The sequence below is a fragment of the Cellulomonas dongxiuzhuiae genome, from assembly GCF_018623035.1.
Taxonomy (GTDB): Bacteria; Actinomycetota; Actinomycetes; order Actinomycetales; family Cellulomonadaceae; genus Cellulomonas; species Cellulomonas dongxiuzhuiae.
On the sequence record NZ_CP076023.1, the window covers coordinates 2,012,422 to 2,037,351 of the forward strand.

Here is a 24,930-nt window from a genome sequence, read left to right on the forward strand (position 1 = left end):
ACGATGACGTGGCCGCCTCGCGGGTGATCGGGCTGGACATCGGGACGACGATGCTCCGAGCCGCCGAGCTGGAGTTCGGCAAGGGGACCGGCATGAGCAGGTCCGCCTCGTTGGTGCGCTACGCCGAGGCGCCGCTGCCTGCCGGTGCGGTGCGAGACGGTGAGGTCGTCCAGGCGGAGATCGTCTCCACGACCCTGCGCCAGCTGTGGTCCAAGGCCCGCTTCGGCACGAAGGACGTCGTCATCGGGGTGGGCAACCAGCGGGTGCTCGTCCGCGAGTTCGACCTGCCGTGGCTGCCGGACAACCAGATCAAGCAGGCGCTGCCGTTCCATGTGCAGGGCGTCCTGCCGATGTCGACGGACGACGCACTGCTGGACTTCCTGCCGATCTCGGAGTTCGAGGGCCGCTCGGGCCGCACGCTCAAGGGCATGCTGGTCGCCGCTCAGCGGGACACCGTGAACTCGAACGTCCTCGCCGTGGTCGGCGCGGGGCTGAGCCCCACGATGGTCGACCTCAACGCGTTCGCACTGCTGCGCTCGGTCTGCCGCGGCGAGCTTGCCGGCCGCACCGTCGCGGTCGTCGACGTCGGTGCGAACCTCACGCACGTCGTCGTGTCGCAGGCCGGAGTGCCGCGGCTCGCGCGCACGCTGCCCTCCGGCGGGCAGGCCGTGACCGACGCCGTGGCGTCGGCGGCCGGCATCGGGCGCCCCGAGGCGGAGGATGCCAAGCGCGCCCTCGGCATCGGCTACAACGGCAGCGGTGACGCTACTGTCGCCGCCCAGGCGGTCAACGAGTCGGCGCAGAAGCTGCTCGACGCGGTCCGAGGGACGATCGGCTTCTACTCCAACAGCAACCGGCAGGCACCCGTCGAGGCGGTCCTGCTCACGGGCGGCGGAGCGGATCTGCCCGGCTTCGGCCAGTACCTGGCCACCCTCGTACGCCTTCCGGTCCAGGGCGCCGACGTGCTCGCCGGCGTGCGCGTCCGTAAGGGCAGCCTTCCCACGGCCCGCGGCGGCGGCGCTTCCGTGGCCGCCCTCCCGATCGGTCTCGCCTACGGAGTCGCCGCATGAACGCCGCCCTCGCCCCGACCGCGCCGACCGGCGTCGACGGCTCCACCGCCGTCAGGGTGCGCGTCCCGCAGGTCAACCTCCTTCCCTCGAGCGTGTCCGACGCGCGCGGTCTGCGGACGGTCAAGCGCTGGGCGCTGCTCGGGGTTGCGGCGACGGTGCTCCTCGTGGCGCTCGTCTACGTGGCCTCGGCGCTCCAGCTCGCGGAGGCGCAGGGTGACCTCACCGCGGCGCAGGCCCGCACCACGCAGCTCCAGGGACAGATGGCCGAGTACTCCGAGGTGCCGCTCGTGCTCGGCGAGCTCGGACAAGCTGAGCAAGCGCGGTCACTGGCGACCTCGACCGAGGTGCTGTGGCGGCCGTACCTCGACTCCGTGCGCGCTGCACTGCCCGCCGACGCCGCGCTGCGCACGCTCCAGGTCACGGGTGCGACCCCCACCGTCAGCGCACTCACCCCGGCCGACCCCCTGCAGCCGCAGGCTTACGGCCAGATCGCCTTCACCGCCGCGTCGACCACCATCCCGGACTCCGCGGCGTGGGTCGACGCCCTGCGAGCGATCCCCGGGTTCGTCGACCCACGCATCCAGTCCGTGGTCGCCGAGGCGACGGAGACCACCAGTGGTTTCCTCGTGACCGGCACGGTGCAGTACGACGCGAACGCCCTCTCCGGGCGGTTCCAGGAGTCCGAGGGGAACGAGTGATGGCCGCCAAGCGATCAGGTGCATGGATCGGTGGTGCGGCGTTCCTCGCCGTGCTGATGATGGCGGGCGGGTGGCTCCTCCTCGTGGCGCCCGCACGCGCGGACGCCACGGACGTGCGCGCCCAGACGGTCGCCGCCGTGCAGCAGAACGACCTGCTGGAGCTCCAGCTGGCGTCGTTGCGGGTCGACGCGGCCAAGCTCGACGAGTACAAGGCCCAGCTCGAGAGCGTGCGTCGACAGGTACCCCGGACGCTGCTCGACACCGACCTCACCCGCGAGATCGACGCCATCGCTGCCGCCAACGGGGTGACGATCGAGGACTTCGCCCTGACGACACCGATGACGGTCGTCGCGGTCGCCCCGGTGCCCGGGACGGAGCCCGTGGCGCCCGCCGTACCCGCCGACGACGCACCGGCCGACGGTGAGGCACCGGCCGAGGGCGACGCACTGCCCGTCCCTCCGGCGCCGACGGGGCCGACGGCACCCAACGGCATGGTCGGGGTCGACCTGAGCCTCACGGTCGTCGGGACACCTGACGAGGTCAGCGCCTTCATAGCCGCGCTGCAGGAGGGCATCACCCGACTGGTCGGCGTCTCGGGGCTCGAGGTCATGGTGCTCGAGGACCAGGGTGCCCAGGGCGGACAGGCAGCGGTCACTGCCGGGGACTGGCAGGCCACCGTCCGCGCGACCGCCTACGTCCTGGCGCCCGAGGCCACCCCACCCGCCGCAGCGGCGGTCGCGCCGGCGGTCGCGCCCGCCGAGGTGAACAGCTGACCGAGCACTCCGCACGGTGCCCGGGCTCGACATGAGCCCGGGCACCGGCGTACGTCGCTCCGAACGCGGTCGACCACCGACCCGCGACGGGGAGGGCGCGGCGACCAGCGCCGGCACCTGAACGGTGCGGCGCGCCCGGCACAGCGGGTGCCCGCGCTGACGACGACGCAACGTCGGTCCAGGGAGCGGGCACGCGGAGGTGGCACGCTCCACGCGTGAAAGGATCGCCCCCATGCTCCGATGGCTAACCTCCGGCGAGTCGCACGGTCCCGCGCTCGTCGGCATCCTCGACGGTCTGCCCGCCGGTGTGCAGGTGCAGACCTCCGACGTCCAGGCCGCGCTCGCGCGGCGTCGTCTCGGGTACGGGCGCGGTGCGCGCATGAAGTTCGAGCAGGACGAGGTTCGCCTGCTCAGCGGTGTGCGCCACGGCCTGACGCAGGGTGGTCCGCTCGCGATCGAGGTCGCCAACACCGAGTGGCCCAAGTGGGCCGACGTGATGTCGGCCGACCCGGTGCCCCCCGAGGCGCTGACGGTCGACGCCGGTATCGGGGACGTCAAGGAGATCGCGCGCAACCGGCCGCTGACCCGGCCCCGCCCGGGTCACGCCGACCTCGTCGGCATGCGCAAGTACGGCTTCGACGACGCCCGCCCGGTGCTCGAGCGGGCCTCGGCCCGCGAGACGGCGACGCGCGTCGCGCTCGGCACGGTCGCGGCGGCGTTCCTCGAGCAGGTCGCCGGCGTGCGGCTCGTGTCGCACGTCGTCGCGATCGGGCCGGTCGCGGTGCCGGACGACGCACCGGAACCGACGCCCGACGACGTCGCGGCCCTGGACGCCGACCCCGTGCGCTGCTTCGACGCCGCCACGAGCGCGGCGATGGTCGCCGAGATCGACCAGTGCCACAAGGACGGCGACACGCTCGGGGGTGTCGTCGAGGTCCTCGTGCACGGCCTGCCGTCGGGCGTCGGCACGTACGTGCAGGCGGACGGCCGCCTCGACGCGCGGCTCGCGGGTGCCCTCATGGGCATCCAGGCCATCAAGGGCGTCGAGGTCGGCGACGGGTTCCGCACCGCGACCCGCCGCGGGTCGCAGGCGCACGACGAGATCGAGCGCGACGCGTCGGGGCGCATCGTGCGGCGCACCAACCGCGCCGGTGGCATCGAGGGCGGCATGTCCAACGGCGAGGTCGTGCGCGTGCGTGCCGCGATGAAGCCGATCTCGACGGTCCCGCGGGCCCTCGCCACGGTCGACACGGCCACGGGGGAGCCGGTCACGGCCCACCACCAGCGCTCGGACGTGTGCGCCGTGCCCCCGGCAGCCGTGGTCGCCGAGGCCATGGTCGCGCTCGTCGTCGCGCAGACGCTCCTGGAGAAGACCGGCGGCGACAGCGTCGCCGAGGTCCGGCGCAACCTCGAGGCGTACCTCACGTCCATCCCCGAGCTGCTGGCCTGACACCCCGACGTACCGACGACGGGCGGTCCGGGCATCCGGGCCGCCCGTCGGCGTATCTGCCCCCCGGGTCGTGCGCTCCTCCCGCATGACGGCGCTGCGCCCGCAGCCGCCGCTCAAGGGGGGACCATGACCATCACCGCACCGCAGCGTGCGGGGCACCACGCCCCGCGCACCGCCGAGGAGCTCACCGCCGCCGGCACCTCCGCGCACGGCCTGGGACGCGGGCGGCGACCCGCGCGCGGCCACGGCCACGAGGCGCGCGGCCTGCAGTACCTCCCGCTGTCGGCGCTGCACGAGGGGCGGTTCGGACGCCTGTTCCGGCTGCCGCCCTACGTGCCGTCCGACACCGAGATCGCGCGCGTCGCCGCGCTCATGACCGAGGGCAGCACCGGCGGTGACCGCACGCTCGACAACCCCGCCATCCCGGCCGGCTACACCTACCTGGGCCAGTTCGTCGACCACGACCTCACGTTCGACCCCGCGTCGAGCCTCGAGCGCCAGAACGACCCCGATGCACTGACGAGCTTCCGCAGCCCGCGCTTCGACCTCGACTCCGTCTACGGCCGCGGCCCGGCCGACGACCCGTTCCTCTACGACAGGACCAGCCAGGTCGACGGCGCCGCGAAGCTCCTGATCGGGTCGAACGGACGCGACGACGACCTGCCGCGCAACACCCAGGGCGTCGCCCTGCTCGGGGACCCGCGCAACGACGAGAACACGTTCGTCGGGCAGCTGCACCTGACGATGCTGAAGTTCCACAACGCCGTCATGGACCACGTCCTGGGCGACCCGCACCTGACCCGCGGCAGCGAGACCCCGTTCGAGACCGCGCAGCGGATCGTACGCTGGCACTACCAGTGGGTCGTCGTGCACGACTTCCTGCGCCGCACCGTCGGTGACGCCGCGCTCGCGGACCTGCTCGTGACGTCGCCCGACGGCCGGCCGCAGGCGCGGCTGCGCCACTTCACGTGGCAGCGGGCGCCGTACATCCCGGTGGAGTTCTCGGTCGCGGCGTACCGGTTCGGGCACTCCCAGGTGCGCGGGCGCTACCGGCTCAACACGGTGGTCGGCGCGCCCGACCCGGCGGACCCGCAGGCGCGCCCGGGGCTGCCGACGTTCACGCCGGACCCCGTCGACAAGGAGCCGCTCGGCCACTTCGGCGGGTTCCGTCCGCTGCCGCAGTTCTGGACGATCGAGTGGGCGCGCTTCTTCGAGCTCGACGGGGCCGGCTCCGACGGGCTCCAGCACAGCCGGAAGATCGACACGCACCTGGCCAACCCGCTCGCGGCCCTGCCGCCCGAGATCGGCGGCGCCATGCCGTCGCTCATCGCGCGCAACCTGACCCGCGGAGCGCGCCTGCTGCTGCCGTCGGGCCAGGCCATGGCGGCCCGCATGGGCGTCGAGCGGCTGTCCGAGGACGAGATCGGTCTGGACGGTGCCCCCGCGCCGCTGTGGTACTACGTGCTGCGCGAGGCCGAGGTGCAGGCCGACGGTGAGCACCTGGGGGAGCTCGGCGGCCGGGTCGTCGGCGAGGTGTTCCTCGGCCTGCTGCAGGCCGACCCGTCGTCGTACCTGCGCAACGAGCCGACGTGGACGCCGTTCCTGGGCACCGGGGACGACTTCGCCATGCCCGACCTGCTGCGCGTCGCCGGCCACGGGCTGGGACCCACCCCCGGGTGAGTCGTCGCGTCCCGTGCCGCCCGCCGTCCCGTGGACGGCACGGGACGCCTCCCACGGCGGGGCTAGGCTGCGGCCGTGCCCCGTGCAACCCCCACCTCCGGACCTCGTGTCGTTCTCGTCGGCCCGCCCGGCGCGGGCAAGTCCACCGTCGCCGCCGCGCTCGCGGAGCGCTGGCAGCTCGAGTCCCGCGACACCGACACCGACGTCGAGACCGCGGCCGGCAAGTCCGTCGCCGACGTCTTCGTCGAGGACGGCGAGCCGCACTTCCGTGCGCTCGAGCGCACCGCCGTCGCCACCGCGCTCGGCGAGCACGAGGGCGTCCTCGCGCTGGGCGGGGGAGCCGTGCTCGACCCTGCGACGCGCGCCCTGCTGCAGGCGTACCGCGACGGCGGCGGGGTCGTCGTCTTCCTCGACGTCAGCCTCGCGCACGCCGCCGGACGTGTCGGGCTCAACCAGTCGCGCCCGCTGCTCGTCGGCAGTCCTCGCGCGCAGTGGCAGTCGCTCATGGACGTCCGGCGTCCGGTCTACGAGGAGGTCGCGACCGTGCGGGTGTCGACGGACGGGCTGCGCCCCGCCGAGGTCGCCGAGGTCATCGAGACGACGCTGCGCGAGCAGCGCATCGCGGAGCCGGGCGCATGAGCGGCGAGGCCGTCGTCACGGTCGCGGGGGAGCAGCCGTACGACGTCGTCATCGGGCGCCACCTGCTGGGCCACCTGCCGGCGATGCTCGGCGACACCGTGCGCCGGGTGCTCGTCGTGCACCCGGCCGCCCTGGCCGCGTCCGCCGAGACGGTGCGCGAGGACCTCGCGTCGCACGGCTACCAGGTCTACCTCGCGCAGGTGCCGGACGCCGAGGAGCAGAAGACGGCCCAGGTCGCGGCCTTCTGCTGGGGCGTGCTCGGCCAGGCGGACTTCACGCGCTCCGACGCGGTCGTCGGGCTCGGCGGGGGTGCGACCACCGACCTCGCGGGATTCGTCGCGGCGACGTGGCTGCGCGGCGTGCGCGTCGTGCAGGTGCCCACCACCGTGCTCGGCATGGTCGACGCCGCCGTGGGCGGCAAGACCGGCATCAACACCGCCGAGGGCAAGAACCTCGTCGGCGCGTTCCACCCGCCCGCGGGCGTGCTGTGCGACCTCGCGTCGGTGGAGTCCATGTCCCGGTACGACTTCGTCGCCGGGCTCGCGGAGATCGTCAAGTGCGGGTTCATCGACGACCCGCGGATCCTCGAGCTCGTCGAGGAGAACACCGCGCTGCTGCAGGATCCCGTGGCCGCCGCCTCCTCACCCGTGCTCGCCGAGCTCGTCGAGCGGGCGGTGCGGACCAAGGCGCGTGTCGTCGGCGAGGACCTGCGCGAGGCCGGCCTGCGCGAGATCCTCAACTACGGCCACACGTTCGGCCACGCGGTCGAGCAGGTCGAGCGGTACCGGTGGCGCCACGGCGCCGCGGTGTCGGTCGGCATGGTGTTCGTCGCGGAGCTCGCCCGGCTGGCCGGACGGCTCGACGACGACGTCGTCGAGCGGCACCGCCGCGTCCTGAGCTCCCTCGGCCTCCCGACCACCTACCGCGGCGACCGCTGGGACCAGCTGCTCACCGCGATGCGCCGCGACAAGAAGACGCGCGGTGACCTGCTGCGCTTCGTCGTCCTCGACGGCCTGGCGCGCCCGTCGCGCCTCGAGGGCCCGGACCCGACCCTGCTGGCAGCCGCCTACGCCGAGATCTCGTCGACCCCGGAGCCGTCGACAGGCATCCTCCTCTGACGTGAGAGCGCCGAATCCGGGCCCGTGACGCCCGGATCCCTCACTCTCACCCATGGGCGGTGAACCGTCCACAGGGGAAGGAGCGGACGCGCCGGTCCACAGATCGCCCTCGTGGTCGGTCAGGTCGCCTCGGGGTGCAGCAGGTTCGGGTGCGTGGCTCCCACCGTCGACCGCACCTGGACCCCGCCCGCCGCAGCGGGGCGCCGCGGCGTCTTCACCCGTGCTGAGGCCGTCGCGGCGGGTCTCACCGAGGACCAGGTGCGCCACCGCATCGAGTCGGGGGCGTGGCGGCGGGTCTGCGGTGCCGGGCTCGCGCTCGCCTCGGCACCGCGCGACCCGTGGCTCGACGCGCACGCCGCCACCGTGACCTGGCCCGGTGCGACGCTCGCGCTCACCACCGCGGCGCTGCTGCACGGCATGCCGGTGCCCGACGACGGCCGCGTGCACGTGGTCGTCACCGGACCCCGCGCGCGGCGCGGCCGACTGATCCCGCACCGGCACGTCCTGGCACCTGCGGACCGGGTCGTCCTCGGTGGGGTGCACGTCACCGGACGCGTCCGCACAGCGGTCGACTGCCTCGGGTCGCTGGCCCGTGCCGACGCCGCCCGCCTGCTCGCCTGGGTCGGGACCCGCGGGATCGTCGGTGCGGACGACCTCGACGGCTGGGTGGATGCCCACCCCGGGCACCGGGGCAACGCGCAACGCACCTGGTGCGCCGACCGGCTGCGCAGCGGCGCCCTCAGCGTCGCGGAGGAACGGCTGCACGGCCTCCTGCACAGCGCGGGCGTGACGGGCTGGGTGGCGAACGCGTCGCTCCTCGACGCCCTCGGCGTCCCCGCTGTCGTGGACGTGTGGTTCGCAGACGTCCGCCTGGTCGTCGAGATCGACGGCCGTGTCGCGCACGGGCCCGACCGGTTCCAGGACGATCGGACTCGCCAGAACCTGCTCGTGGGCGCCGGGTGCACGGTGTTGCGCTACACCTGGCACGACCTGACCCGCCGGGCCGGCCACGTGCTCGCTCAGATCGTCGAGACCCGTCGCCGGCTGCGCACGCCTCGGTGAGGGAGAGGATTCCGGGAAGGATCTGCCCGTCATCCTCTCCTTCACCGTCAGGGGCGCGCGACGGACAAGTGTGGGGGCTTGTTTGGGGTGGTACAAGGTGCAAGGCTTGTCGCATGTTCGTCATGACGATCGACCAGCGCGGGAGCCGGCGCGGCACCGACCGGGTGCCCGAGCTGCTCGCCGCGCTCGCGGACGTGCCGGTCGTCCGCGGCTTCGAGCGCACGGTCGGCGACGAGGTCCAGGGCGTGCTGGACGACCCCGAGGTCGTGGTCGACACCGCACTGGTCGCGCTGCGTGACGGCGGCTGGAGCGTCGGGGTCGGCGCCGGACCCGTCGACGAGCCGCTGCCGCGCTCACCGCGCGAGGGCTCCGGAGCGGCCTTCCTGCTCGCGCGCGACGCCGTGGAGGCGGCCAAGAACCGGCAGCGGCCCGTCCCGCTGGCCGTCCGGGGCGTCGACGCGACTGCCGCCGCCGACGCCGACGCGGTGCTCGTGCTGCTCGGGTCGCTGGCGGCGCGGCGCACGGCCGCCGGGTGGGCCGCGGTCGACGCCGTCCGCGCGGCCGACGCGGGTCAGGACGTCGTGGCCCACGCGCTCGGTGTCTCCCAGCAGGCCGTCAGCCAGCGCCTGCGGACCGCGATGTGGGCCGAGGAGCTCGCCGCACGGCCCGCTGCGGCGCGTCTGTTGACGCGTGCGGCCGACTGACGCCAAGGTCGGCCCGTGCACCCTGCCCTCGTGGCCGGCATCTGGGCCGGCGCCCTGCTCCTCTCGTCCGCGGGCGGCTGGTTCGTCACCCGCCTCGTCCTGCGCCTGGCGTCCCGCTCGCGCGACGCCGGGCGCCGCCGCGGCCACGGGCCGGTGCTGCTCGAACGCCTGAGCGTCAGCGACGGTCCCGAGGGGGAGGGGGCGCAGATCGTGCTGCGCGGCGGCACCTGGATCGGGGTCCTCGAGCGGCTCGCCGTCACAGGCAGCGTGCTGGCGGGCGTGCCCGAGGGCGTGGCGGTCGTCGTGGCGGTCAAGGGCCTCGGCCGCTACCCCGAGCTCCGCGAGAACCCGGGGGCCTCCGAGCGCTTCGTCATCGGGACGCTGGCCTCGCTGCTCTGGTCGGCGGTCATCGGCCTGGCCGCCGCGCGGGTGCTGCTGCTCTGACCCGGGCGCGCGGGCGCTAGGATGGTCGACGGCCTGCGGCCGGTCCGTGCACCTCGTGCACCGGTCCGGCCGGGCACAGAGAGTCGGACGCGGTGGGCACCAGGTGCCCGCCCGGCGGCTCCGTGGCCGGCAGCCGTCCTGTGGGGCGCCTGTGCTCCGGACGCGCCGCACGGCGCGCACCACCACCGACCGGGAGATCGACGCTCGTGGCGACCACCAACGACCTGAAGAACGGCATCGTGCTGCGCATCGACGGCCAGCTGTGGACCGTCATCGAGTTCCAGCACGTCAAGCCCGGCAAGGGCGGTGCCTTCGTGCGCACCAAGCTCAAGAACGTGCTGTCCGGCAAGACCGTCGACCGCACGTTCAACGCCGGCGTGAAGGTCGAGACCGCCAGCGTCGACAAGCGCGACATGCAGTACCTGTACAAGGACGGCGACGACTTCGTGTTCATGGACACGGACACGTTCGACCAGCTCAACGTGCCGGCCGCCACGGTCGGGGACGCCGCGAACTTCATGCTCGAGTCGCAGACGGCGCTCGTCGCGACCAACGAGGGTGTGCCGCTGTACGTCGAGCTGCCGCCGTCGGTCGTGCTCGAGGTCACCTACACCGAGCCCGGCCTGCAGGGTGACCGCTCGTCGGCCGGCACCAAGCCCGCGACCCTCGAGACCGGGTACGAGATCCAGGTCCCGCTGTTCCTCGAGGCCAACACCAGGGTCAAGGTGGACACCCGCGACGGGTCGTACCTCGGCCGCGTGAACGACTGACATGGGCGCCCGGACGAAGGCACGCAAGCGCGCGCTCGACGTGCTGTTCGAGGCCGAGCAGCGCGGCCTCGACGTCGCCGAGCTCCTCGCGCAGCGCGTCGTGGAGCCGGGCACCGAGGCGTCGCTGCCCCAGTACGCGGTCGACATCGTCGAGGGTGTGCTGGAGCACTCCGAGCGCATCGACGAGCTGCTGGCGACGCACGCGCACGGCTGGACGGTGGCGCGCATGCCGGCCGTCGACCGTGCGCTGCTGCGCCTGGGTGCCTGGGAGATCCTCTGGAACGACGACGTGCCGGACGCGGTCGCGGTCGACGAGGCGGTGTCGCTGGCCCGCGAGCTGTCGACCGACGACTCGCCGGGGTTCGTCAACGGCCTGCTCGGCCGCCTCGTCGTCCTGAAGCCGACCCTGCTGGCCTGACCGGCCACGCGAGCACCACCCGACGCCCGGGCACCCTCACAGGTGCTCGGGCGTCGTGTCGTCCAGGGACCCCTGCACGACGCGCAGCGGTCGCGGCACGAGCTGCGGACGGCGCAGGGGCAGACGAGGCCCGACCGGGCGCAGGTCCTCGACCGCGACCAGCCCACCCGGGAGCCGCGGCTGCGGCCGGGCGCCCCGGACGGGCAGGCCCGGGGCCGGTCGACCCACGAAGTTGCCCTGCGCCTGCGGGACCCCGAGCTCGACCAGCATCTCCAGGTCCCCCGCCGACTCGACGCCCTCGGCCACGACGTCGAGCCCGTGGTGCTCCGCCAGCGCCACGATCGCCCGGACCGGTCCCGCGCCGCGCGGCGTGCGCACCTCCCGGACGAACGACCGGTCGATCTTCAGGACGTCGACGGGCAGGCGAGCGAGGCGCGCGAGCGAGCTGAACCCGGTCCCGAAGTCGTCCAGCGCGATCCGCGCCCCGCGGGCGCGCAGCTCGGACAGGACGGGCACGGCGGCGGCCGTGCGCAGCATCGTGCTCTCGGTGATCTCGATCGTCAGGTGCTCCCACGGCCCGCCGGACCAGGCGGCGTCGATGCGCTCGAGGACGTCCGGCTCGTGCAGCTCGCGTGCCGAGAGGTTCACGGCCACCGGCATGTGGTGCCGGTCGAGCGCGCGCCGCGCCTGGCGGATCATCGACCTGCCGATCGGCACGATGAGTCCGCTCTGCTCGGCGAGCGTCAGCCAGTGCTCGGGCAGGATGAAGCTGTCGCCCTCGTGCCAGCGCGCGAGCGCCTCCAGGCCGACCACCTCGAGCGTCCGGGTGTCGACGATCGGCTGGAAGTACGCCGTGATCCGGTCCTCCTCGACCGCGCGCTCGAGCGCGGCGCGCTGCCGGCGTGCGTCCTCGGCGCGCGCCCGCAGCGCCGGGTCGAACACGCGGTGCCCGGACTGCGTCCGCTTCGCCTCGAGCATGGCGGCGTCCGCGTGCCGCAGCAGCGCGTCGGGGTCCACGATGTCGGTCGGGTTCCACGTCGCCACGCCGCAGGTGAGGCGGGGGCCGGCCACGGTGCCGACGCGGGCGCCGAAGCCGCTGCGGATGCGGCGCGCGAGGTCGGCGAGCTCGTCGTCACCGGGTGCGCGGCACACGACGACGGCGAACTCGTCGCCCGCGAGCCGGGCCACGTAGGTGTCGTCGTCGACCCAGCCGCGCAGGAAGCCCGCCGTGCGTCGCAGCAGGTCGTCACCCGCCGCGTGCCCCTCGCGGTCGTTGACGTCCTTGAAGCCGTCGATGTCGCAGTAGACGACCGAGACGCGCGTGCGCTCGACCGCGGCCCGCTCGAGCACCTCGCGCAGGTGGGTGTCGACCGCGCGCCGGTTCGGCAGACCGGTCAGGGTGTCCGTCACCGCGGCCCGCGACAGCCGGGCCGTGAGCGTGTACCGCTCGGCCGCCGTGGAGACCACGAGCCCCAGGTCGATGAGGAAGGTGCGCTCGTGGGGGGCGAGCCGGTCCGGGGCGGCCGGGAACAGGTCGGCGACGTAGCGGTCGCGCTGCAGCGGGCGCAGCGACCCCTCGATGCTCGGGTCGGCGAGGACCTCGCGCGCGGCATCGCGGGCCTGCAGGAGCAGCGCGTCCGCGTCGCGGTGGAACCAGGCGCTGTTGGTGACGGCCGACAGGGCGTCGCGCATGAGCTCGCGGCGCTGTGCGGTCAGCTGCGCGCGGCGCAGGCGCGCGGACGCGAGCCACTCGAGCCCGACGGCCAGCGGCAGCGGCCACAGGCTCGCGAGCACGGCGCCCACCGGCCGGCCCGCGAGCAGGACCCCGGCGGTGAGGGCGCCCATCGAGACCCCCGCGGCGCAGACCAGCAGCACGCCGAGGCGGTTGAGCCGCACGCTGCCGAGGGCCGCCACGACGTAACCGACCACCACGCCGAGGGCGACGAACAGCAGCGCGACCGCCACGGGCCTGGCCGTCGGCGGGCCCGGGTCGTCGACGGGACCGAACGTGAGGAACCACAGCGCGGTCCGCAGGACGAGGACGACGGCGGCGGCCGTCACCCACGGGCGCAGCCGCGGCCCCCCGCCGCCGAACGCGCGGGTCGCGGGGAGGCACAGCAGGGCCACGACGCCCACGAGCTGGCCGTGCAGGAACGACAGCGCCTCGCGCGCCTCGGGCGCGACCGTGACGCCGTGCAGGCCCGCGACGAGCACCAGCCCGGCCATCGCGACGGAGAGGGCCAGGGACCACGTCGACCCCTCGGAGCGCAGCGCGCCGCGCCACCAGACCCACTGCAGCACGCAGAAGCCACCGACCAGACCGGCAGCGAGGAACTGTAGGACGGTGGTCCACAGGGGGACGTCGCCGAGCATGTGGGGAACATCGGCGCACGTCGGGCCCGGGATGAACGAACCACCGGGTGATGCTCACCCACCCGTACGGCCGTCCGCGCGGCGTGCCGCGCGTCACGTCGCGCCGTGCGGGACGGCGCCGCGAGCGACGGTAGGATCGGCCGCGAGCAATCTCCCTTTAAGCCCGTCCTGTGAGGCGGGGAAGGAGTCGCACGCATGAGCACGCCCACGTCCACGTCCGGGGAGTCCGAGCCCGGGCACGCGGCACCCGGCACCACCGTCCTCGGTGCCGACGACATCGCCCGCGCGCTGACCCGCATCGCGCACGAGGTGGTGGAGCGCAACAAGGGCGTCGACGACGTCGTCCTGCTGGGCATCCCCACACGTGGCCTCCCGCTCGCCCGCCGCCTCGCGCAGCGGCTGGAGCAGGTCGAGCACGTGCCGGCCGCAGACCTCGTCGGCAGCCTCGACGTGACGATGCACCGCGACGACCTGGCGCACCAGCCGACCCGCACGATCGGCGAGACGTACGTCCCCGGTGACGGCATCGACGGCCGCGTCGTCGTGCTCGTGGACGACGTCCTGTACTCGGGGCGCACGATCCGTGCCGCGCTCGACGCGATCAGCGACCTGGGCCGGCCGCGCGCGGTGCAGCTCGCCGTCCTCGTCGACCGGGGGCACCGCGAGCTCCCCATCCGCGCCGACTACGTCGGCAAGAACCTGCCCACCGCGTCGGCCGAGCGTGTCCGGGTCCTGCTGTCCGAGACCGACGGCGAGGACCGCGTGGTCATCGAGGGGGGTGCCCGATGAGGCACCTGCTCTCCGCGGCGGACCTCGACCTCACCGAGGCGGTCCGCGTGCTCGACACGGCGGCGCAGATGGCCGCGACGCAGGCCCGGGAGATCAAGAAGCTCCCGACGCTGCGCGGCCGCACGGTCGTCAACCTCTTCTTCGAGGACTCCACCCGCACCCGCATCTCGTTCGAGACCGCCGCCAAGCGGCTGTCCGCCGACGTCATCAACTTCTCCGCCAAGGGGTCGAGCGTCTCCAAGGGCGAGTCGCTCAAGGACACGGCCCTGACGCTGCAGGCGATGGGCGCGGACGCGGTCGTGATCCGGCACCCGGCCTCGGGCGCACCGCACACGCTCGCGCACGGGGGCTGGACGCGCGGCGCGGTCGTCAACGCCGGCGACGGCATGCACCAGCACCCGACGCAGGCGCTGCTCGACGCCTACACGCTGCGCCGTCACCTCGTGGGCGACGGCGGTCGGGCCGACGCGACGGGTCGCGACCTCGCGGGCGTGCACGTCGCGATCGTGGGCGACGTGCTGCACAGCCGCGTCGCGCGGTCCAACGTCCAGCTGCTGCGCACGCTGGGCGCGCGGGTCACCCTGGTGGCACCGCCCACGCTCGTGCCCGTCGGCGTGCACGCGTGGCCCGCGGAGGTGTCGTACGACCTCGACGACGTGCTCGCGACCGGCCCCGACGCCGTGATGATGCTGCGCGTCCAGCGCGAGCGGATGTCGAGCGCGGGCGGCGGCTTCTTCCCCAGCCCGCTCGAGTACTCGCGGGGCTACGGTCTGGACGCCCGGCGGCTGGCCGTGCTGCCGGACCACGCCGTCGTGCTGCACCCCGGTCCGATGAACCGTGGCCTGGAGATCTCGGCGGACGCGGCCGACTCGCCGCGGGCCGTCATCGTCGAGCAGGTCGCCAACGGCGTCGCGGTGCGCATGGCCGTGCTGTACCTGCTGCTGGCGGGCGGGGAGCCGGCACGCGGCCGCGACGACGCGGCGGGCACGCCGACGGCGGAGGGCCAGGAGCGCACGGACGTGCGCACGGACGAGACGAGGACGCACGCGTGACGACGTATCTGCTGACCGGGGCCCGGCCGCTGGGCGGCGACCCCACCGACGTGCTGATCGCCGACGGCGTCGTGGCCGCGATGGGCGCGGACGCGCGACGGGGTGGCGCGGACGCCGTCGTCGTCGACGCCACCGGCCTCGTGCTGCTGCCCGGGCTGGTCGACCTCCACACGCACCTGCGCGAGCCGGGGCGCGAGGACGCCGAGACCGTGGAGTCCGGGACCCGCGCGGCGGCGCTCGGCGGGTTCACCGCGGTGCACGCGATGGCGAACACGACGCCCACGCAGGACACCGCGGGCGTCGTCGAGCAGGTCTGGCGCCTGGGCCGCGACGCGGGCTGGTGCGACGTGCACCCCGTCGGCGCGGTGACCGTCGGCCTGGCGGGGGAGCGCCTCGCCGAGCTGTCGGCCATGGCGCGGTCCGCCGCCGCCGTGCGCGTCTTCTCGGACGACGGCAAGTGCGTGCACGACCCGGTCGTGATGCGCCGCGCGCTGGAGTACGTCAAGGCGTTCGACGGTGTCGTCGCGCAGCACGCCCAGGAGCCGCGGCTCACCGAGGGCGCGCAGATGCACGAGGGCGTGGTCTCCGCCGAGCTGGGCCTGACGGGCTGGCCGGCGGTGGCGGAGGAGGCCATCGTCGCGCGCGACGTCCTGCTCGCGGAGCACGTCGGCTCGCGCCTGCACGTGCTGCACCTGTCCACCGCGGGCTCGGTCGAGATCGTGCGGTGGGCCAAGGCCCGCGGCATCGACGTGACGGCCGAGGTGACGCCGCACCACCTCATGCTGACCGACGACCTCGTGCGCGGCTACGACCCGCGCTTCAAGGTGAACCCGCCGCTGCGCACGGCCGAGGACGTCGAGGCCGTCCGCCAGGGGCTGGCCGACGGCACGATCGACACCGTGGGCACCGACCACGCACCCCACGCGCGGGAGGACAAGGACTGCGAGTGGGGCGCCGCGGCCTTCGGCATGACGGGCCTGGAGACCGCGCTGTCGGTCGTGCAGGCGACCATGGTCGACACCGGCCGCCTGACCTGGGCAGACGTCGCACGCGTCATGTCGGCCGCACCCGCGCGGATCGGCCGCGTGGCCGGCCACGGTCGGCCGATCGCCGTCGGTGAGCCCGCGAACCTCACGCTCGTCGACCCGGCCGCGCGTCGCGTCGTCGTCCCGGAGGAGCAGGCGACCGCGAGCGTCAACTCGCCGTTCGCGGGCCGCGAGCTGCCGGGCCGCGTGGTCGCCACGTTCCTGCGCGGGCGCGCGACCGTGCTCGACGGTGCACCGGTCGAGCGCGGGGTGCACGTCTGATGCCCGTCTGGCTCTCCGTCACGGTCCTGGCCGCGCTCGCGGTGCTGGGCCTGTGGGGCATGTGGCACGGCTGGCGGGCGCGCGGGCGCCGGACCGCGGCCCTCGTGCCGACCCTGCCCGACGTGCCCGGCACGCGCGGTGCCCCGCTCACGGACGACCTCGAGGCGGTCTACGTGTCCTCGACGCGCTCGGGCGACTGGCTCGACCGCGTCGTGGCCCACGACCTGGGCGTGCGCAGCCCGGCACGCGTGCGGGTGCACGCGGACGGCGTGCTCGTCGCCCGGACGGGCGCGCGTGACGTCTGGGTCCCCGCCGGCGCGCTGAGCGCCGTCGGCACGACGAGCGGGCAGGCCGGTAAGTTCGTCGGCCGCGACGAGCTCGTCGTCCTCACCTGGGTGCCCGACGCCACGTCGGGCACCGCCATCGACACCGCGCTGCAGGTGCGCCACGACGACGCACGCGCCGCGCTGCTCGCCGCCGTGCGCACCCTGCCGGCAGCGCCCACCGACACCGACACGACGCCGTCCGCGGCGCAGGAGGAGCAGGCATGAGCGACGCGATCCTCGTCCTCGAGGACGGCCGCACGTTCGCCGGACGGGCCTACGGGGCCACCGGACGCACCGTCGGCGAGATCGTCTTCAACACCGGCATGACGGGCTACCAGGAGACCCTGACCGACCCGTCGTACCACCGGCAGATCGTCGTGATGACGGCGCCCCACATCGGCAACACCGGCGTGAACGACGAGGACCCCGAGTCGTCGCGCATCTGGGTGGCGGGCTACGTCGTGCGCGACCCCGCGCGGCGCTCGTCGAGCTGGCGTGCGCGCCGTTCCCTCGACGAGGACCTGGTCGCGCAGGGCGTGGTCGGGATCAGCGACGTCGACACCCGTGCGCTCACGCGGCACCTGCGCGAGCGCGGGGTCATGCGCGCCGGCATCTTCTCCGGCGACGCGATCGTGCGTCCCGAGGGTGAGCGGCGCCCGGTCGACGAGCTGGTCGACGAGGTGCTGGCCGCACCGCAGATGGCCGGTGCCGACCTGGCGGGCGAGGTCAGCGTCGACGAGTCGTACGTCGTGCAGGCCCTGGACGCCGACGGCGCACCGCTGGACGCCCCGTACGCGCGGGTCGCTGCCGTCGACCTCGGCATCAAGTCGATGACGCCGCAGCGCCTGGCGGAGCGCGGCGTCGAGGTGCACGTGCTGCCCGCGACGTCGTCGATCGAGGACGTGCTCGCGGTGCAGCCCGACGGCGTGTTCTTCTCCAACGGCCCCGGCGACCCGTCGGCGGCGCGCCACGAGATCGACGTGCTGCGCGGCGTGCTCGACCGGCGGATCCCGTTCTTCGGGATCTGCTACGGCAACCAGCTGTTCGGCCGTGCGCTCGGCTTCGGCACCTACAAGCTGCGCTACGGGCACCGCGGCGTGAACCAGCCCGTCGTCGACCGCACGACCGGCAAGGTGGAGATCACGGCCCACAACCACGGCTTCGCCGTGGACGCCCCGCTGGACGGCGAGACGGCCGCGCCCTTCGACGGCGGTCGCTACGGGCGCGTGCGGGTGTCGCACATCGACCTCAACGACGACGTCGTCGAGGGCCTCGAGGCGCTCGACCTGCCCGCGTTCTCCGTGCAGTACCACCCGGAGGCTGCGGCCGGACCGCACGACGCCGCCTACCTGTTCGACCGCTTCCTCGACCTCATGACCACGCACCGCGACGGCTCCGGCTCGGCCGCGGACGCCGCCACCACCGGAAAGGGCGCCGCCTGATGCCGCGTCGCGACGACCTGAAGTCCGTCCTCGTCATCGGCTCCGGCCCGATCGTCATCGGGCAGGCCTGCGAGTTCGACTACTCCGGCACGCAGGCGTGCCGCGTGCTGAAGGAGGAGGGCCTGCGGGTCGTCCTCGTCAACTCCAACCCCGCCACGATCATGACCGACCCGGAGTTCGCCGACGCGACGTACGTCGAGCCGATCACCACCGAGGTCCTGACGTCGATCATCGCCAAGGAGCGTCCCGACGCGCTCCTGCCGACCCTCGGCGGCCAGACCGCTCTCAACGCGGCGATCGCGCTCGACGAGGCCGGCGTGCTGGAGAAGTACGACGTCGAGCTCATCGGCGCGAACATCGCGGCGATCCAGAAGGGTGAGGACCGCCAGGCGTTCAAGGAGGTCGTGGCGATCGCGGGCGGCGAGTCCGCGCGCTCGGTCATCATCCACACGGTCGACGAGGCGCTCGTCGCGGCCGAGGACCTCGGGTACCCGATGGTCGTGCGGCCGTCGTTCACCATGGGCGGCCTGGGCTCCGGCCTCGCGTACGACGAGTCCGACCTGCGCCGGATCGTCGGGCAGGGCCTGCACTACTCGCCGACCACCGAGGTGCTCCTGGAGGAGTCGATCCTCGGCTGGAAGGAGTACGAGCTCGAGCTGATGCGTGACAACCACGACAACGTCGTGGTCGTCTGCTCGATCGAGAACGTCGACCCCGTCGGCGTGCACACCGGCGACTCGGTGACGGTCGCGCCGGCGCTCACGCTCACCGACCGCGAGTACCAGCGCCTGCGCGACATCAGTATCGCGGTCATCCGCGAGGTCGGCGTCGACACCGGCGGCTGCAACATCCAGTTCGCGGTGCACCCCGACACCGGGCGCGTCATCGTCATCGAGATGAACCCGCGCGTGTCGCGGTCCTCCGCGCTGGCGTCGAAGGCGACGGGCTTCCCGATCGCGAAGATCGCCGCGAAGCTCGCGATCGGCTACACGCTCGACGAGATCCCCAACGACATCACGCGGTCGACGCCCGCGTCGTTCGAGCCGACGCTCGACTACGTCGTCGTGAAGGTCCCGCGCTTCGCGTTCGAGAAGTTCCCCGCGGCGGACGACACGCTCACCACCACCATGAAGTCCGTGGGCGAGGCCATGGCGATGGGCCGCAACTTCACCGAGGCGCTCGGCAAGGCGCTGCGGTCCCTCGACAAGAGCGGCTCCAGCTTCCACTGGGACGGCGAGCCGGCCACGGGCGAGGACCTCGAGGCCCTCGTGGCGTCGATCTCGCGGCCCACCGAGCACCGGCTCGTCGACGTGCAGCAGGTGCTGCGCGCCGGGGTGTCCGTGGACGACGTGTACGCCCGCACCGGCATCGACCCGTGGTTCCTGGACCAGGTCCAGCTCGTCAACGAGGTCGCGCGCGCGACGGCCGACGCCCCGGCGCTCACGACCGACGTGCTCGTGCACGCCAAGCGGCACGGTCTGTCGGACACGCAGGTCGCCTCGCTGCGGCAGACCAGCGAGGACGCGGTGCGACGCACACGCTGGGCGCTGGGCGTGCGTCCCGTGTACAAGACGGTCGACACCTGCGCGGCGGAGTTCGAGGCGCGCACGCCGTACCACTACTCGTCGTACGACGAGGAGACGGAGGTCCGGCCCCGGGAGCGGCCCGCGGTCCTCATCCTGGGCTCGGGACCGAACCGCATCGGGCAGGGCATCGAGTTCGACTACTCGTGCGTGCACGCCGCGCTGGCCCTCAAGGGCGAGTACGAGACGGTCATGGTCAACTGCAACCCGGAGACCGTCTCGACGGACTACGACACGGCCGACCGGCTCTACTTCGAGCCCCTGACCTTCGAGGACGTCCTGGAGGTCTACGAGGCGGAGCTCGCGGCCGGACCCGTCGCCGGGCTCATCGTGACGCTCGGCGGTCAGACGCCGCTGTCGCTCGCGCAGCGGCTGTCCGACGCCGGCCTGCCCATCCTGGGCACGCAGCCCGAGGCGATCGACGCCGCGGAGGACCGCGGCGAGTTCGGCGCGGTCCTCGCCGCCGCGGGCCTGCCCGCACCGGCGTTCGGCACGGCGACGAACCTCGAGGCCGCACGTGAGACAGCCCGCCGGATCGGCTTCCCCGTCCTCGTGCGCCCGTCGTACGTGCTCGGCGGGCGCGGTATGGAGATCGTCTACGACGAGGCGCAGCTCACCGAGTACGTCGATCGCGCGATCGCCGAGCAGCTGGGCGGCGACCGCGGCGGGAGCCTGCCGCCGCTGCTCATCGACCGGTTCCTCGACGACGCGATCGAGATCGACGTCGACGCGCTCTACGACGGCACCGAGCTGTACCTCGGCGGTGTCATGGAGCACATCGAGGAGGCCGGCGTGCACTCCGGCGACTCGGCCTGCGTGCTGCCTCCCGTCACCCTGTCGGTGTCGGAGCTCGGCCGGATCCGGGACTCCACCGAGGCCATCGCACGGGGGGTCGGGGTGCGCGGGCTCCTCAACATCCAGTTCGCGCTCGTGTCCGACGTGCTCTACGTGCTGGAGGCCAATCCGCGCGCGTCGCGCACGGCACCGTTCGTCTCCAAGGCCACGGGCGTCTCGCTCGCCAAGGCCGCGGCGCTCGTCATGACGGGCCGGTCGATCGCGCAGCTGCGCGAGCAGGGTGTGCTGCCCGCGACGGACGCGAGCGTCGTCGACCTCGACGCGCCGATCGCGGTCAAGGAGGCCGTGCTGCCCTTCAAGCGGTTCCGCACGGCCGACGGGACCGTCGTCGACACCGTGCTCGGCCCGGAGATGCGGTCGACCGGCGAGGTCATGGGCTTCGACGTGGACTTCCCGACCGCGTTCGCCAAGTCGCAGGCGGCGGCGTTCGGCGGCCTGCCGACGGGGGGCCGCGTGTTCATCTCGGTGGCCGACCGCGACAAGCGCTCGATCGTGTTCCCGGTCAAGCGCCTCGTGGAGCTCGGCTTCGAGGTCCTCGCGACGGAGGGGACGTCGGCCGTGCTGCGGCGCAGCGGGATCGTCGCGCGCATCGTGCGCAAGCACTCGGCGGGCCGTGGCCCGGACGGTGAGCCCACGATCGTCGACCTCATCTCCGCCGGAGAGATCGACATGGTCGTCAACACCCCGTCGGGCCAGGGCGCTCGCGCCGACGGCTACGAGATCCGTGCCGCGACGACCGCCGCCGACAAGGCGATCGTCACGACGGTGCAGCAGCTCGGCGCCGCGGTGCAGGCGATCGAGGCGCGGCAGTCGGGTCCGTTCACCGTGACGAGCCTGCAGGAGCACGACGCCGCAGCCGCGGCGCGGCGCGCGGCCCGCGACGCGGCGGCGGTCGCGTGACGGGCGCGCCGTTCGGCGCCCGCCTGGCGGCGGCCATGGACGCGCACGGGCCCCTGTGCGTCGGGATCGACCCGCACGCGTCGCTCCTCGCCGAGTGGGGGCTGCCCGACGACGCGACGGGCGTGCGCGAGTTCGCGCTCCGGGTCCTGGAGGCCGTCGCGGGGCGGGTCGCGGCGGTCAAGCCGCAGGCGGCCTTCTTCGAGCGGCACGGCTCCGCGGGGGTCGCGGTCCTCGAGGAGGTCGTCGCGGCGGGCCGGGAGACCGGGACGCTCGTCGTGGTGGACGCCAAGCGCGGCGACATCGGCTCGACCATGGGTGCCTACGCGGACGCGTTCCTGCGCGACGGCTCGCCGCTCGCCGGTGACGCGCTGACGGTCTCGCCCTACCTGGGGTTCGGTTCGCTCGACCCGGCCGTCGACCTCGCCCTGTCGACGGGACGCGGGCTGTTCGTGCTGTGCCTCACCTCGAACAAGGAGGGGCACGAGGTGCAGCACGCGCGTACGGAGGAGGGCGTGAGCGTCGCGGCGACGATGGCCGCGCGTGCCGCGGCGCTCAACGCCGGGGCGGCGCCGCTCGGGTCGGTCGGGCTGGTCGTCGGTGCGACGGTGGGCGACGCCGCGGTGCGCGCAGGCGTGGACCTGGCTCGCGTCAACGGCCCCCTGCTGGCGCCCGGGGTGGGCGCGCAGGGTGCCGGTGCGGCGGAGCTGTCCCGGGTGTTCGGGGGAGCCCGCCACCAGGTGCTGGCGTCGTCCAGCAGGGGAGTGCTCCGCGCGGGTCCGGACGTGGGGGCGCTGCGTGCGGCGGCGCTCCGCGCGAGCTCTGAGGCGGCCGCAGCCCTGCGCTGACCGGGCATGCGGTGCGCGTGGCGTCCGCATGCTCGTTCGCGGTGAACAATAACGGAACCTAGCGCTCGAACAGGCTAGGGAACTGACCAGAAGGGCGGCCTGACGGCCGCCGGCACGGACCAACGACCGACCCAGAACGCCGGGGGCCGGTTGCGCGCACGTCCGATGTCCTAGCTGGTCGCTAGGGTGCGGACGTGCCGAGAGACGCGACCGTGGAACAGGCCGTGGGGCGGTACCTCGGGTTGCTCGGGGACCGGCACCCCAGTACCGCGCGCGCCTACCGATGGGCCCTGGCGAACCTCCGCGACGCGGCGGGGGAGGAGGGGCTGTCCCACGTCCTCGGCAGCGAGGTGCTCGCCCAGTGGCTCGTGTCGCCGACCGGCGCCGGGCGTGAGCCGTCGGCGGCGTCCGTGCGGCAGCGCGCGACCGCCGCGCGCGGGCTCGTGCGGTTCGCGACGGACGCACGGCTGCTCGACGCCCCCACGGCGCAGGCTGCGCTCGAGGCGCTGAGCCGCCCGGCGACCCCGGCCGTCGTGCGGGACACGGCTCCGGCACGCCTCCTCCTCGCGCGCGCTGAGGGTCGACGCCCCCACGGCGTCTCGTGGCACGTCTGGGTCCGGTTCCGCGCGCACGCGCTGACGCTCGCCGACACCGGTGCGACCGAGCGTGACCTGGCGCGGGCGTGCGTGACCGACCTCGCCGCCGACCGCACGGCCCTCGTGCTGGACGGGACGACGCACGGGTTGGGGGAGCCGGCGCGCCATGCCGTCGGGACGTGGCTCTCGTCACGCGAGCAGCTCGTCGCGACGCTCCAGGGCAGCCCGCCGCCGCAGCTCTGGGTGCGGGCGCACCCCTCGGTCCACCCGCGGACCGGCGCGGTCGCGGCCGTCGGCATGCCGATCACCGCCCGGGGGCTGCGCAAGGCCTTCCAGGACGTGGTGGCGGCGCTCGTCGACGGTGACCCCCGCCTGGGGACCTGCACCGTCGCGCACGTACGCGCCCTCGCGCCGGTCAGGACCGCGGCCCGGGGCGAGCCCGCCACGCCCGCCCGGCGCCCCCCGACGGGCCCGCCCGAGGGCGCCGACGAGCCGGGCTGACCGGCGTCGGCGCAGGTCCAGGCGCGACACGCGACCCGCCCGCGTTGCCGAGCGGCAGTCCCCTCGCTAGTTTCGTCTTCAGATCCCGCGCATCGGCGACAAGGATCTCCGGCCCAGTGACGAGAAGGTGAAGCGCGTGGCTCTTCCTCCGCTGACTCCCGAACAACGAGCCGCCGCGCTCGAGAAGGCTGCCGCGGCGCGGCAGGCCCGTGCCGAGGTGAAGAACCGCCTCAAGTACTCGCAGGGTTCCCTGTCCGAGGTGATCGAGCAGGGGCAGCGGGACGAGACGATCGGCAAGCTCAAGGTCGCCGCCCTGCTCGAGTCCCTTCCCGGTGTGGGGAAGGTCAAGGCCCGTGCGATCATGTCCGAGATCGGCATCTCGGAGACGCGTCGGGTGCGTGGCCTCGGCCCGCACCAGGTGAAGGCGCTCGTCGACCGGTTCGGCTGAGCGTCCCGTGAGCCCCACGGCGCCCCGCCCGAGCCCGGGCGGGGCGTCGTCGCATGTCCGGGACCGTCCGGACGTCCATCCCTGATCTGGAGCGGTGCACCACCCATGACCACCACGCCGGCACGGCTCACCGTGCTCGCCGGACCGACCGCCGTGGGCAAGGGGACGGTCTCGGCCGACATCCGCGCCCGGTACCCCCAGGTCTGGCTGTCCGTCTCGATGACGACCCGCGAGCCGCGACCGGGCGAGGTGGACGGTCTGCACTACCACTTCGTGTCGCCCGAGCGCTTCGACGAGATGGTGGCGAGGGGTGAGCTGCTCGAGTGGGCGGTCGTGCACGGCCGCAACCGGTACGGCACGCCCCGCGGGCCCGTCCTCGAGCGTCTCGCCGCGGGCGAGCCGGCCCTCCTGGAGATCGACCTGCAGGGTGCGCGCCAGGTGCGCGAGTCCATGCCGGACGCGCGGTTCGTGTTCCTCGCCCCGCCGTCCTGGGACGAGCTCGTCCGGCGGCTCGTCGGCCGGGGGACCGAGGGCGAGGAGGAGCGGGAACGCCGGCTCGCCACGGCCCGGGTGGAGCTGGCCGCCGAGCCGGAGTTCGACCACGTCGTCGTGAACGACGACGTCCACCGTGCCACCGACGAGCTGGTGCGGCTCATGGGCGTCGTCGTCGCCTGACCGGCGGGGCTCGGGGTCCGCGCGACCGGGTACGATGGGGGTCGACTGCGCCGCTCGCCGCCCGAGCACCATCCCGGGCGATCGCCCGCGGCGCCTGCGAACCTGCACCACTCTCCGACAGGACGGGAGTCCTCCGTGTCCGGAACCGTTGCCGCCCCCACGGGCATCACCGACCCGCCGATCGACCGCCTCCTCGAGCGCACCGACTCGAAGTACGCGCTCGTGCTCTTCTCCTCGAAGCGCGCCCGGCAGATCAACGCGTACTACGCCCAGCTCAACGAGGGCCTGCTCGAGTACGTCGGGCCGCTCGTCGAGACGCGCCCGCAGGAGAAGCCGCTGTCGATCGCGATGCGCGAGATCGACGCCGGCCTCCTCACGTCGGAGCCGGTCGAGGGCGACTGACCCTCCCGTC

24 protein-coding genes are annotated in these 24,930 nt (G+C 74.0%); 23 read left to right on the forward strand and 1 reads right to left on the reverse strand.

Annotated elements, in window-relative coordinates:
* Nucleotides 1–8: 8 nt before the first annotated feature.
* The 12 genes from pilM (at nt 9) to nusB (ending at nt 10,826) form a co-directional block, all read left to right on the forward strand.
* Nucleotides 9–1,070, forward strand: a complete 1,062-nt coding sequence (gene pilM, locus KKR89_RS09045; protein ID WP_208195054.1) for a type IV pilus assembly protein PilM — start codon at nt 9–11, stop codon at nt 1,068–1,070.
* Complete coding sequence (locus KKR89_RS09050; RefSeq protein WP_208195055.1) at nt 1,067–1,768, forward strand: fimbrial assembly protein; 702 nt, start codon at nt 1,067–1,069, stop codon at nt 1,766–1,768. Before pilM ends, KKR89_RS09050 begins: the two co-directional genes overlap by 4 nt.
* Nucleotides 1,768–2,541 (forward strand): hypothetical protein, encoded by a 774-nt coding sequence (locus KKR89_RS09055; protein WP_208195056.1) that lies wholly within the window; start codon nt 1,768–1,770, stop codon nt 2,539–2,541. The genes KKR89_RS09050 and KKR89_RS09055 overlap by 1 nt, the downstream gene beginning before the upstream one ends.
* A gap of 232 nt (nt 2,542–2,773) precedes the next feature.
* On the forward strand, nt 2,774–3,991 hold the full coding sequence (aroC, locus tag KKR89_RS09060; RefSeq protein WP_208195057.1) for a chorismate synthase: 1,218 nt from the start codon (nt 2,774–2,776) through the stop codon (nt 3,989–3,991).
* Between the two features lie 126 nt (nt 3,992–4,117).
* The gene (locus KKR89_RS09065; protein WP_208195058.1) at nt 4,118–5,671 is read left to right on the forward strand and encodes a peroxidase family protein; all 1,554 of its coding nucleotides are present in this window, start codon (nt 4,118–4,120) and stop codon (nt 5,669–5,671) included.
* A 75-nt stretch (nt 5,672–5,746) separates the two neighbouring features.
* Nucleotides 5,747–6,310: a shikimate kinase gene (locus KKR89_RS09070; protein WP_208195059.1), complete on the forward strand. Its 564-nt coding sequence runs from the start codon at nt 5,747–5,749 to the stop codon at nt 6,308–6,310.
* Complete coding sequence (gene aroB, locus KKR89_RS09075; RefSeq protein WP_208195060.1) at nt 6,307–7,428, forward strand: 3-dehydroquinate synthase; 1,122 nt, start codon at nt 6,307–6,309, stop codon at nt 7,426–7,428. The genes KKR89_RS09070 and aroB overlap by 4 nt, the downstream gene beginning before the upstream one ends.
* Nucleotides 7,429–7,581: 153 nt before the next feature.
* Nucleotides 7,582–8,490, forward strand: coding sequence for an endonuclease domain-containing protein (locus KKR89_RS09080; protein ID WP_208195061.1), 909 nt, complete (start codon nt 7,582–7,584; stop codon nt 8,488–8,490).
* A gap of 113 nt (nt 8,491–8,603) precedes the next feature.
* On the forward strand, nt 8,604–9,194 hold the full coding sequence (locus KKR89_RS09085) for a hypothetical protein (RefSeq protein ID WP_208195062.1): 591 nt from the start codon (nt 8,604–8,606) through the stop codon (nt 9,192–9,194).
* A 15-nt stretch (nt 9,195–9,209) separates the two neighbouring features.
* Complete coding sequence (locus tag KKR89_RS09090; RefSeq protein ID WP_208195063.1) at nt 9,210–9,638, forward strand: hypothetical protein; 429 nt, start codon at nt 9,210–9,212, stop codon at nt 9,636–9,638.
* A 206-nt stretch (nt 9,639–9,844) separates the two neighbouring features.
* The gene (gene efp / locus KKR89_RS09095; protein ID WP_191779423.1) at nt 9,845–10,408 is read left to right on the forward strand and encodes an elongation factor P; all 564 of its coding nucleotides are present in this window, start codon (nt 9,845–9,847) and stop codon (nt 10,406–10,408) included.
* A gap of 1 nt (nt 10,409) precedes the next feature.
* Complete coding sequence (nusB, locus tag KKR89_RS09100) at nt 10,410–10,826, forward strand: transcription antitermination factor NusB (protein ID WP_208195064.1); 417 nt, start codon at nt 10,410–10,412, stop codon at nt 10,824–10,826.
* 36 nt (nt 10,827–10,862) lie between these two features.
* Here the strand turns inward: nusB and KKR89_RS09105 are convergent, their stop codons facing one another.
* A complete protein-coding gene (locus KKR89_RS09105) occupies nt 10,863–13,199 on the reverse strand; it encodes a putative bifunctional diguanylate cyclase/phosphodiesterase (RefSeq protein ID WP_208195065.1) in 2,337 nt (778 codons plus the stop codon).
* Nucleotides 13,200–13,394: 195 nt separating this feature from the next.
* On the opposite strand from KKR89_RS09105, the gene pyrR reads away from it, so the two are divergent.
* The 11 genes from pyrR to rpoZ all read left to right on the forward strand — a co-directional run bounded on the left by pyrR (nt 13,395) and on the right by rpoZ (nt 24,920).
* On the forward strand, nt 13,395–13,988 hold the full coding sequence (pyrR, locus tag KKR89_RS09110) for a bifunctional pyr operon transcriptional regulator/uracil phosphoribosyltransferase PyrR (RefSeq protein WP_208195066.1): 594 nt from the start codon (nt 13,395–13,397) through the stop codon (nt 13,986–13,988).
* On the forward strand, nt 13,985–15,040 hold the full coding sequence (locus KKR89_RS09115; protein ID WP_208195067.1) for an aspartate carbamoyltransferase catalytic subunit: 1,056 nt from the start codon (nt 13,985–13,987) through the stop codon (nt 15,038–15,040). The genes pyrR and KKR89_RS09115 overlap by 4 nt, the downstream gene beginning before the upstream one ends.
* The gene (locus KKR89_RS09120) at nt 15,037–16,347 is read left to right on the forward strand and encodes a dihydroorotase (protein WP_208195068.1); all 1,311 of its coding nucleotides are present in this window, start codon (nt 15,037–15,039) and stop codon (nt 16,345–16,347) included. Before KKR89_RS09115 ends, KKR89_RS09120 begins: the two co-directional genes overlap by 4 nt.
* On the forward strand, nt 16,347–16,898 hold the full coding sequence (locus KKR89_RS09125) for a PH-like domain-containing protein (RefSeq protein WP_208195069.1): 552 nt from the start codon (nt 16,347–16,349) through the stop codon (nt 16,896–16,898). The genes KKR89_RS09120 and KKR89_RS09125 overlap by 1 nt, the downstream gene beginning before the upstream one ends.
* The gene (carA, locus tag KKR89_RS09130) at nt 16,895–18,115 is read left to right on the forward strand and encodes a glutamine-hydrolyzing carbamoyl-phosphate synthase small subunit (RefSeq protein WP_208195070.1); all 1,221 of its coding nucleotides are present in this window, start codon (nt 16,895–16,897) and stop codon (nt 18,113–18,115) included. Before KKR89_RS09125 ends, carA begins: the two co-directional genes overlap by 4 nt.
* Nucleotides 18,115–21,453, forward strand: a complete 3,339-nt coding sequence (gene carB / locus KKR89_RS09135) for a carbamoyl-phosphate synthase large subunit (protein ID WP_208195071.1) — start codon at nt 18,115–18,117, stop codon at nt 21,451–21,453. The genes carA and carB overlap by 1 nt, the downstream gene beginning before the upstream one ends.
* A complete protein-coding gene (pyrF, locus tag KKR89_RS09140; protein WP_208195072.1) occupies nt 21,450–22,298 on the forward strand; it encodes an orotidine-5'-phosphate decarboxylase in 849 nt (282 codons plus the stop codon). Before carB ends, pyrF begins: the two co-directional genes overlap by 4 nt.
* A 194-nt stretch (nt 22,299–22,492) precedes the next feature.
* Nucleotides 22,493–23,395 (forward strand): hypothetical protein, encoded by a 903-nt coding sequence (locus tag KKR89_RS09145; RefSeq protein WP_208195073.1) that lies wholly within the window; start codon nt 22,493–22,495, stop codon nt 23,393–23,395.
* A 136-nt stretch (nt 23,396–23,531) separates the two neighbouring features.
* On the forward strand, nt 23,532–23,843 hold the full coding sequence (gene mihF / locus KKR89_RS09150) for an integration host factor, actinobacterial type (protein WP_191779445.1): 312 nt from the start codon (nt 23,532–23,534) through the stop codon (nt 23,841–23,843).
* 105 nt (nt 23,844–23,948) lie between these two features.
* Nucleotides 23,949–24,518, forward strand: coding sequence for a guanylate kinase (gene gmk, locus KKR89_RS09155; protein WP_208195074.1), 570 nt, complete (start codon nt 23,949–23,951; stop codon nt 24,516–24,518).
* A gap of 135 nt (nt 24,519–24,653) precedes the next feature.
* Nucleotides 24,654–24,920 carry a DNA-directed RNA polymerase subunit omega gene (gene rpoZ / locus KKR89_RS09160; protein WP_191779449.1) on the forward strand — a complete coding sequence of 89 codons (267 nt, stop codon included), beginning with the start codon at nt 24,654–24,656 and terminating at the stop codon, nt 24,918–24,920.
* Nucleotides 24,921–24,930 lie beyond the last annotated feature (10 nt).

Bases quoted from the DNA above. Each gene is read 5' to 3' on its own strand.
- KKR89_RS09050 (WP_208195055.1), top strand. From the start codon at position 1,067: ATGAACGCCGCCCTCGCCCCGACCGCGCCGACCGGCGTCGACGGCTCC.
- KKR89_RS09055 (WP_208195056.1), top strand. From the start codon at position 1,768: ATGGCCGCCAAGCGATCAGGTGCATGGATCGGTGGTGCGGCGTTCCTC.
- aroC (WP_208195057.1), top strand. From the start codon at position 2,774: ATGCTCCGATGGCTAACCTCCGGCGAGTCGCACGGTCCCGCGCTCGTC.
- KKR89_RS09065 (WP_208195058.1), top strand. From the start codon at position 4,118: ATGACCATCACCGCACCGCAGCGTGCGGGGCACCACGCCCCGCGCACC.
- aroB (WP_208195060.1), top strand. From the start codon at position 6,307: ATGAGCGGCGAGGCCGTCGTCACGGTCGCGGGGGAGCAGCCGTACGAC.
- KKR89_RS09085 (WP_208195062.1), top strand. From the start codon at position 8,604: ATGTTCGTCATGACGATCGACCAGCGCGGGAGCCGGCGCGGCACCGAC.
- nusB (WP_208195064.1), top strand. From the start codon at position 10,410: ATGGGCGCCCGGACGAAGGCACGCAAGCGCGCGCTCGACGTGCTGTTC.
- KKR89_RS09105 (WP_208195065.1), bottom strand. From the start codon at position 13,199: ATGCTCGGCGACGTCCCCCTGTGGACCACCGTCCTACAGTTCCTCGCT.
- pyrR (WP_208195066.1), top strand. From the start codon at position 13,395: ATGAGCACGCCCACGTCCACGTCCGGGGAGTCCGAGCCCGGGCACGCG.
- KKR89_RS09115 (WP_208195067.1), top strand. From the start codon at position 13,985: ATGAGGCACCTGCTCTCCGCGGCGGACCTCGACCTCACCGAGGCGGTC.
- KKR89_RS09125 (WP_208195069.1), top strand. From the start codon at position 16,347: ATGCCCGTCTGGCTCTCCGTCACGGTCCTGGCCGCGCTCGCGGTGCTG.
- carA (WP_208195070.1), top strand. From the start codon at position 16,895: ATGAGCGACGCGATCCTCGTCCTCGAGGACGGCCGCACGTTCGCCGGA.
- carB (WP_208195071.1), top strand. From the start codon at position 18,115: ATGCCGCGTCGCGACGACCTGAAGTCCGTCCTCGTCATCGGCTCCGGC.
- gmk (WP_208195074.1), top strand. From the start codon at position 23,949: ATGACCACCACGCCGGCACGGCTCACCGTGCTCGCCGGACCGACCGCC.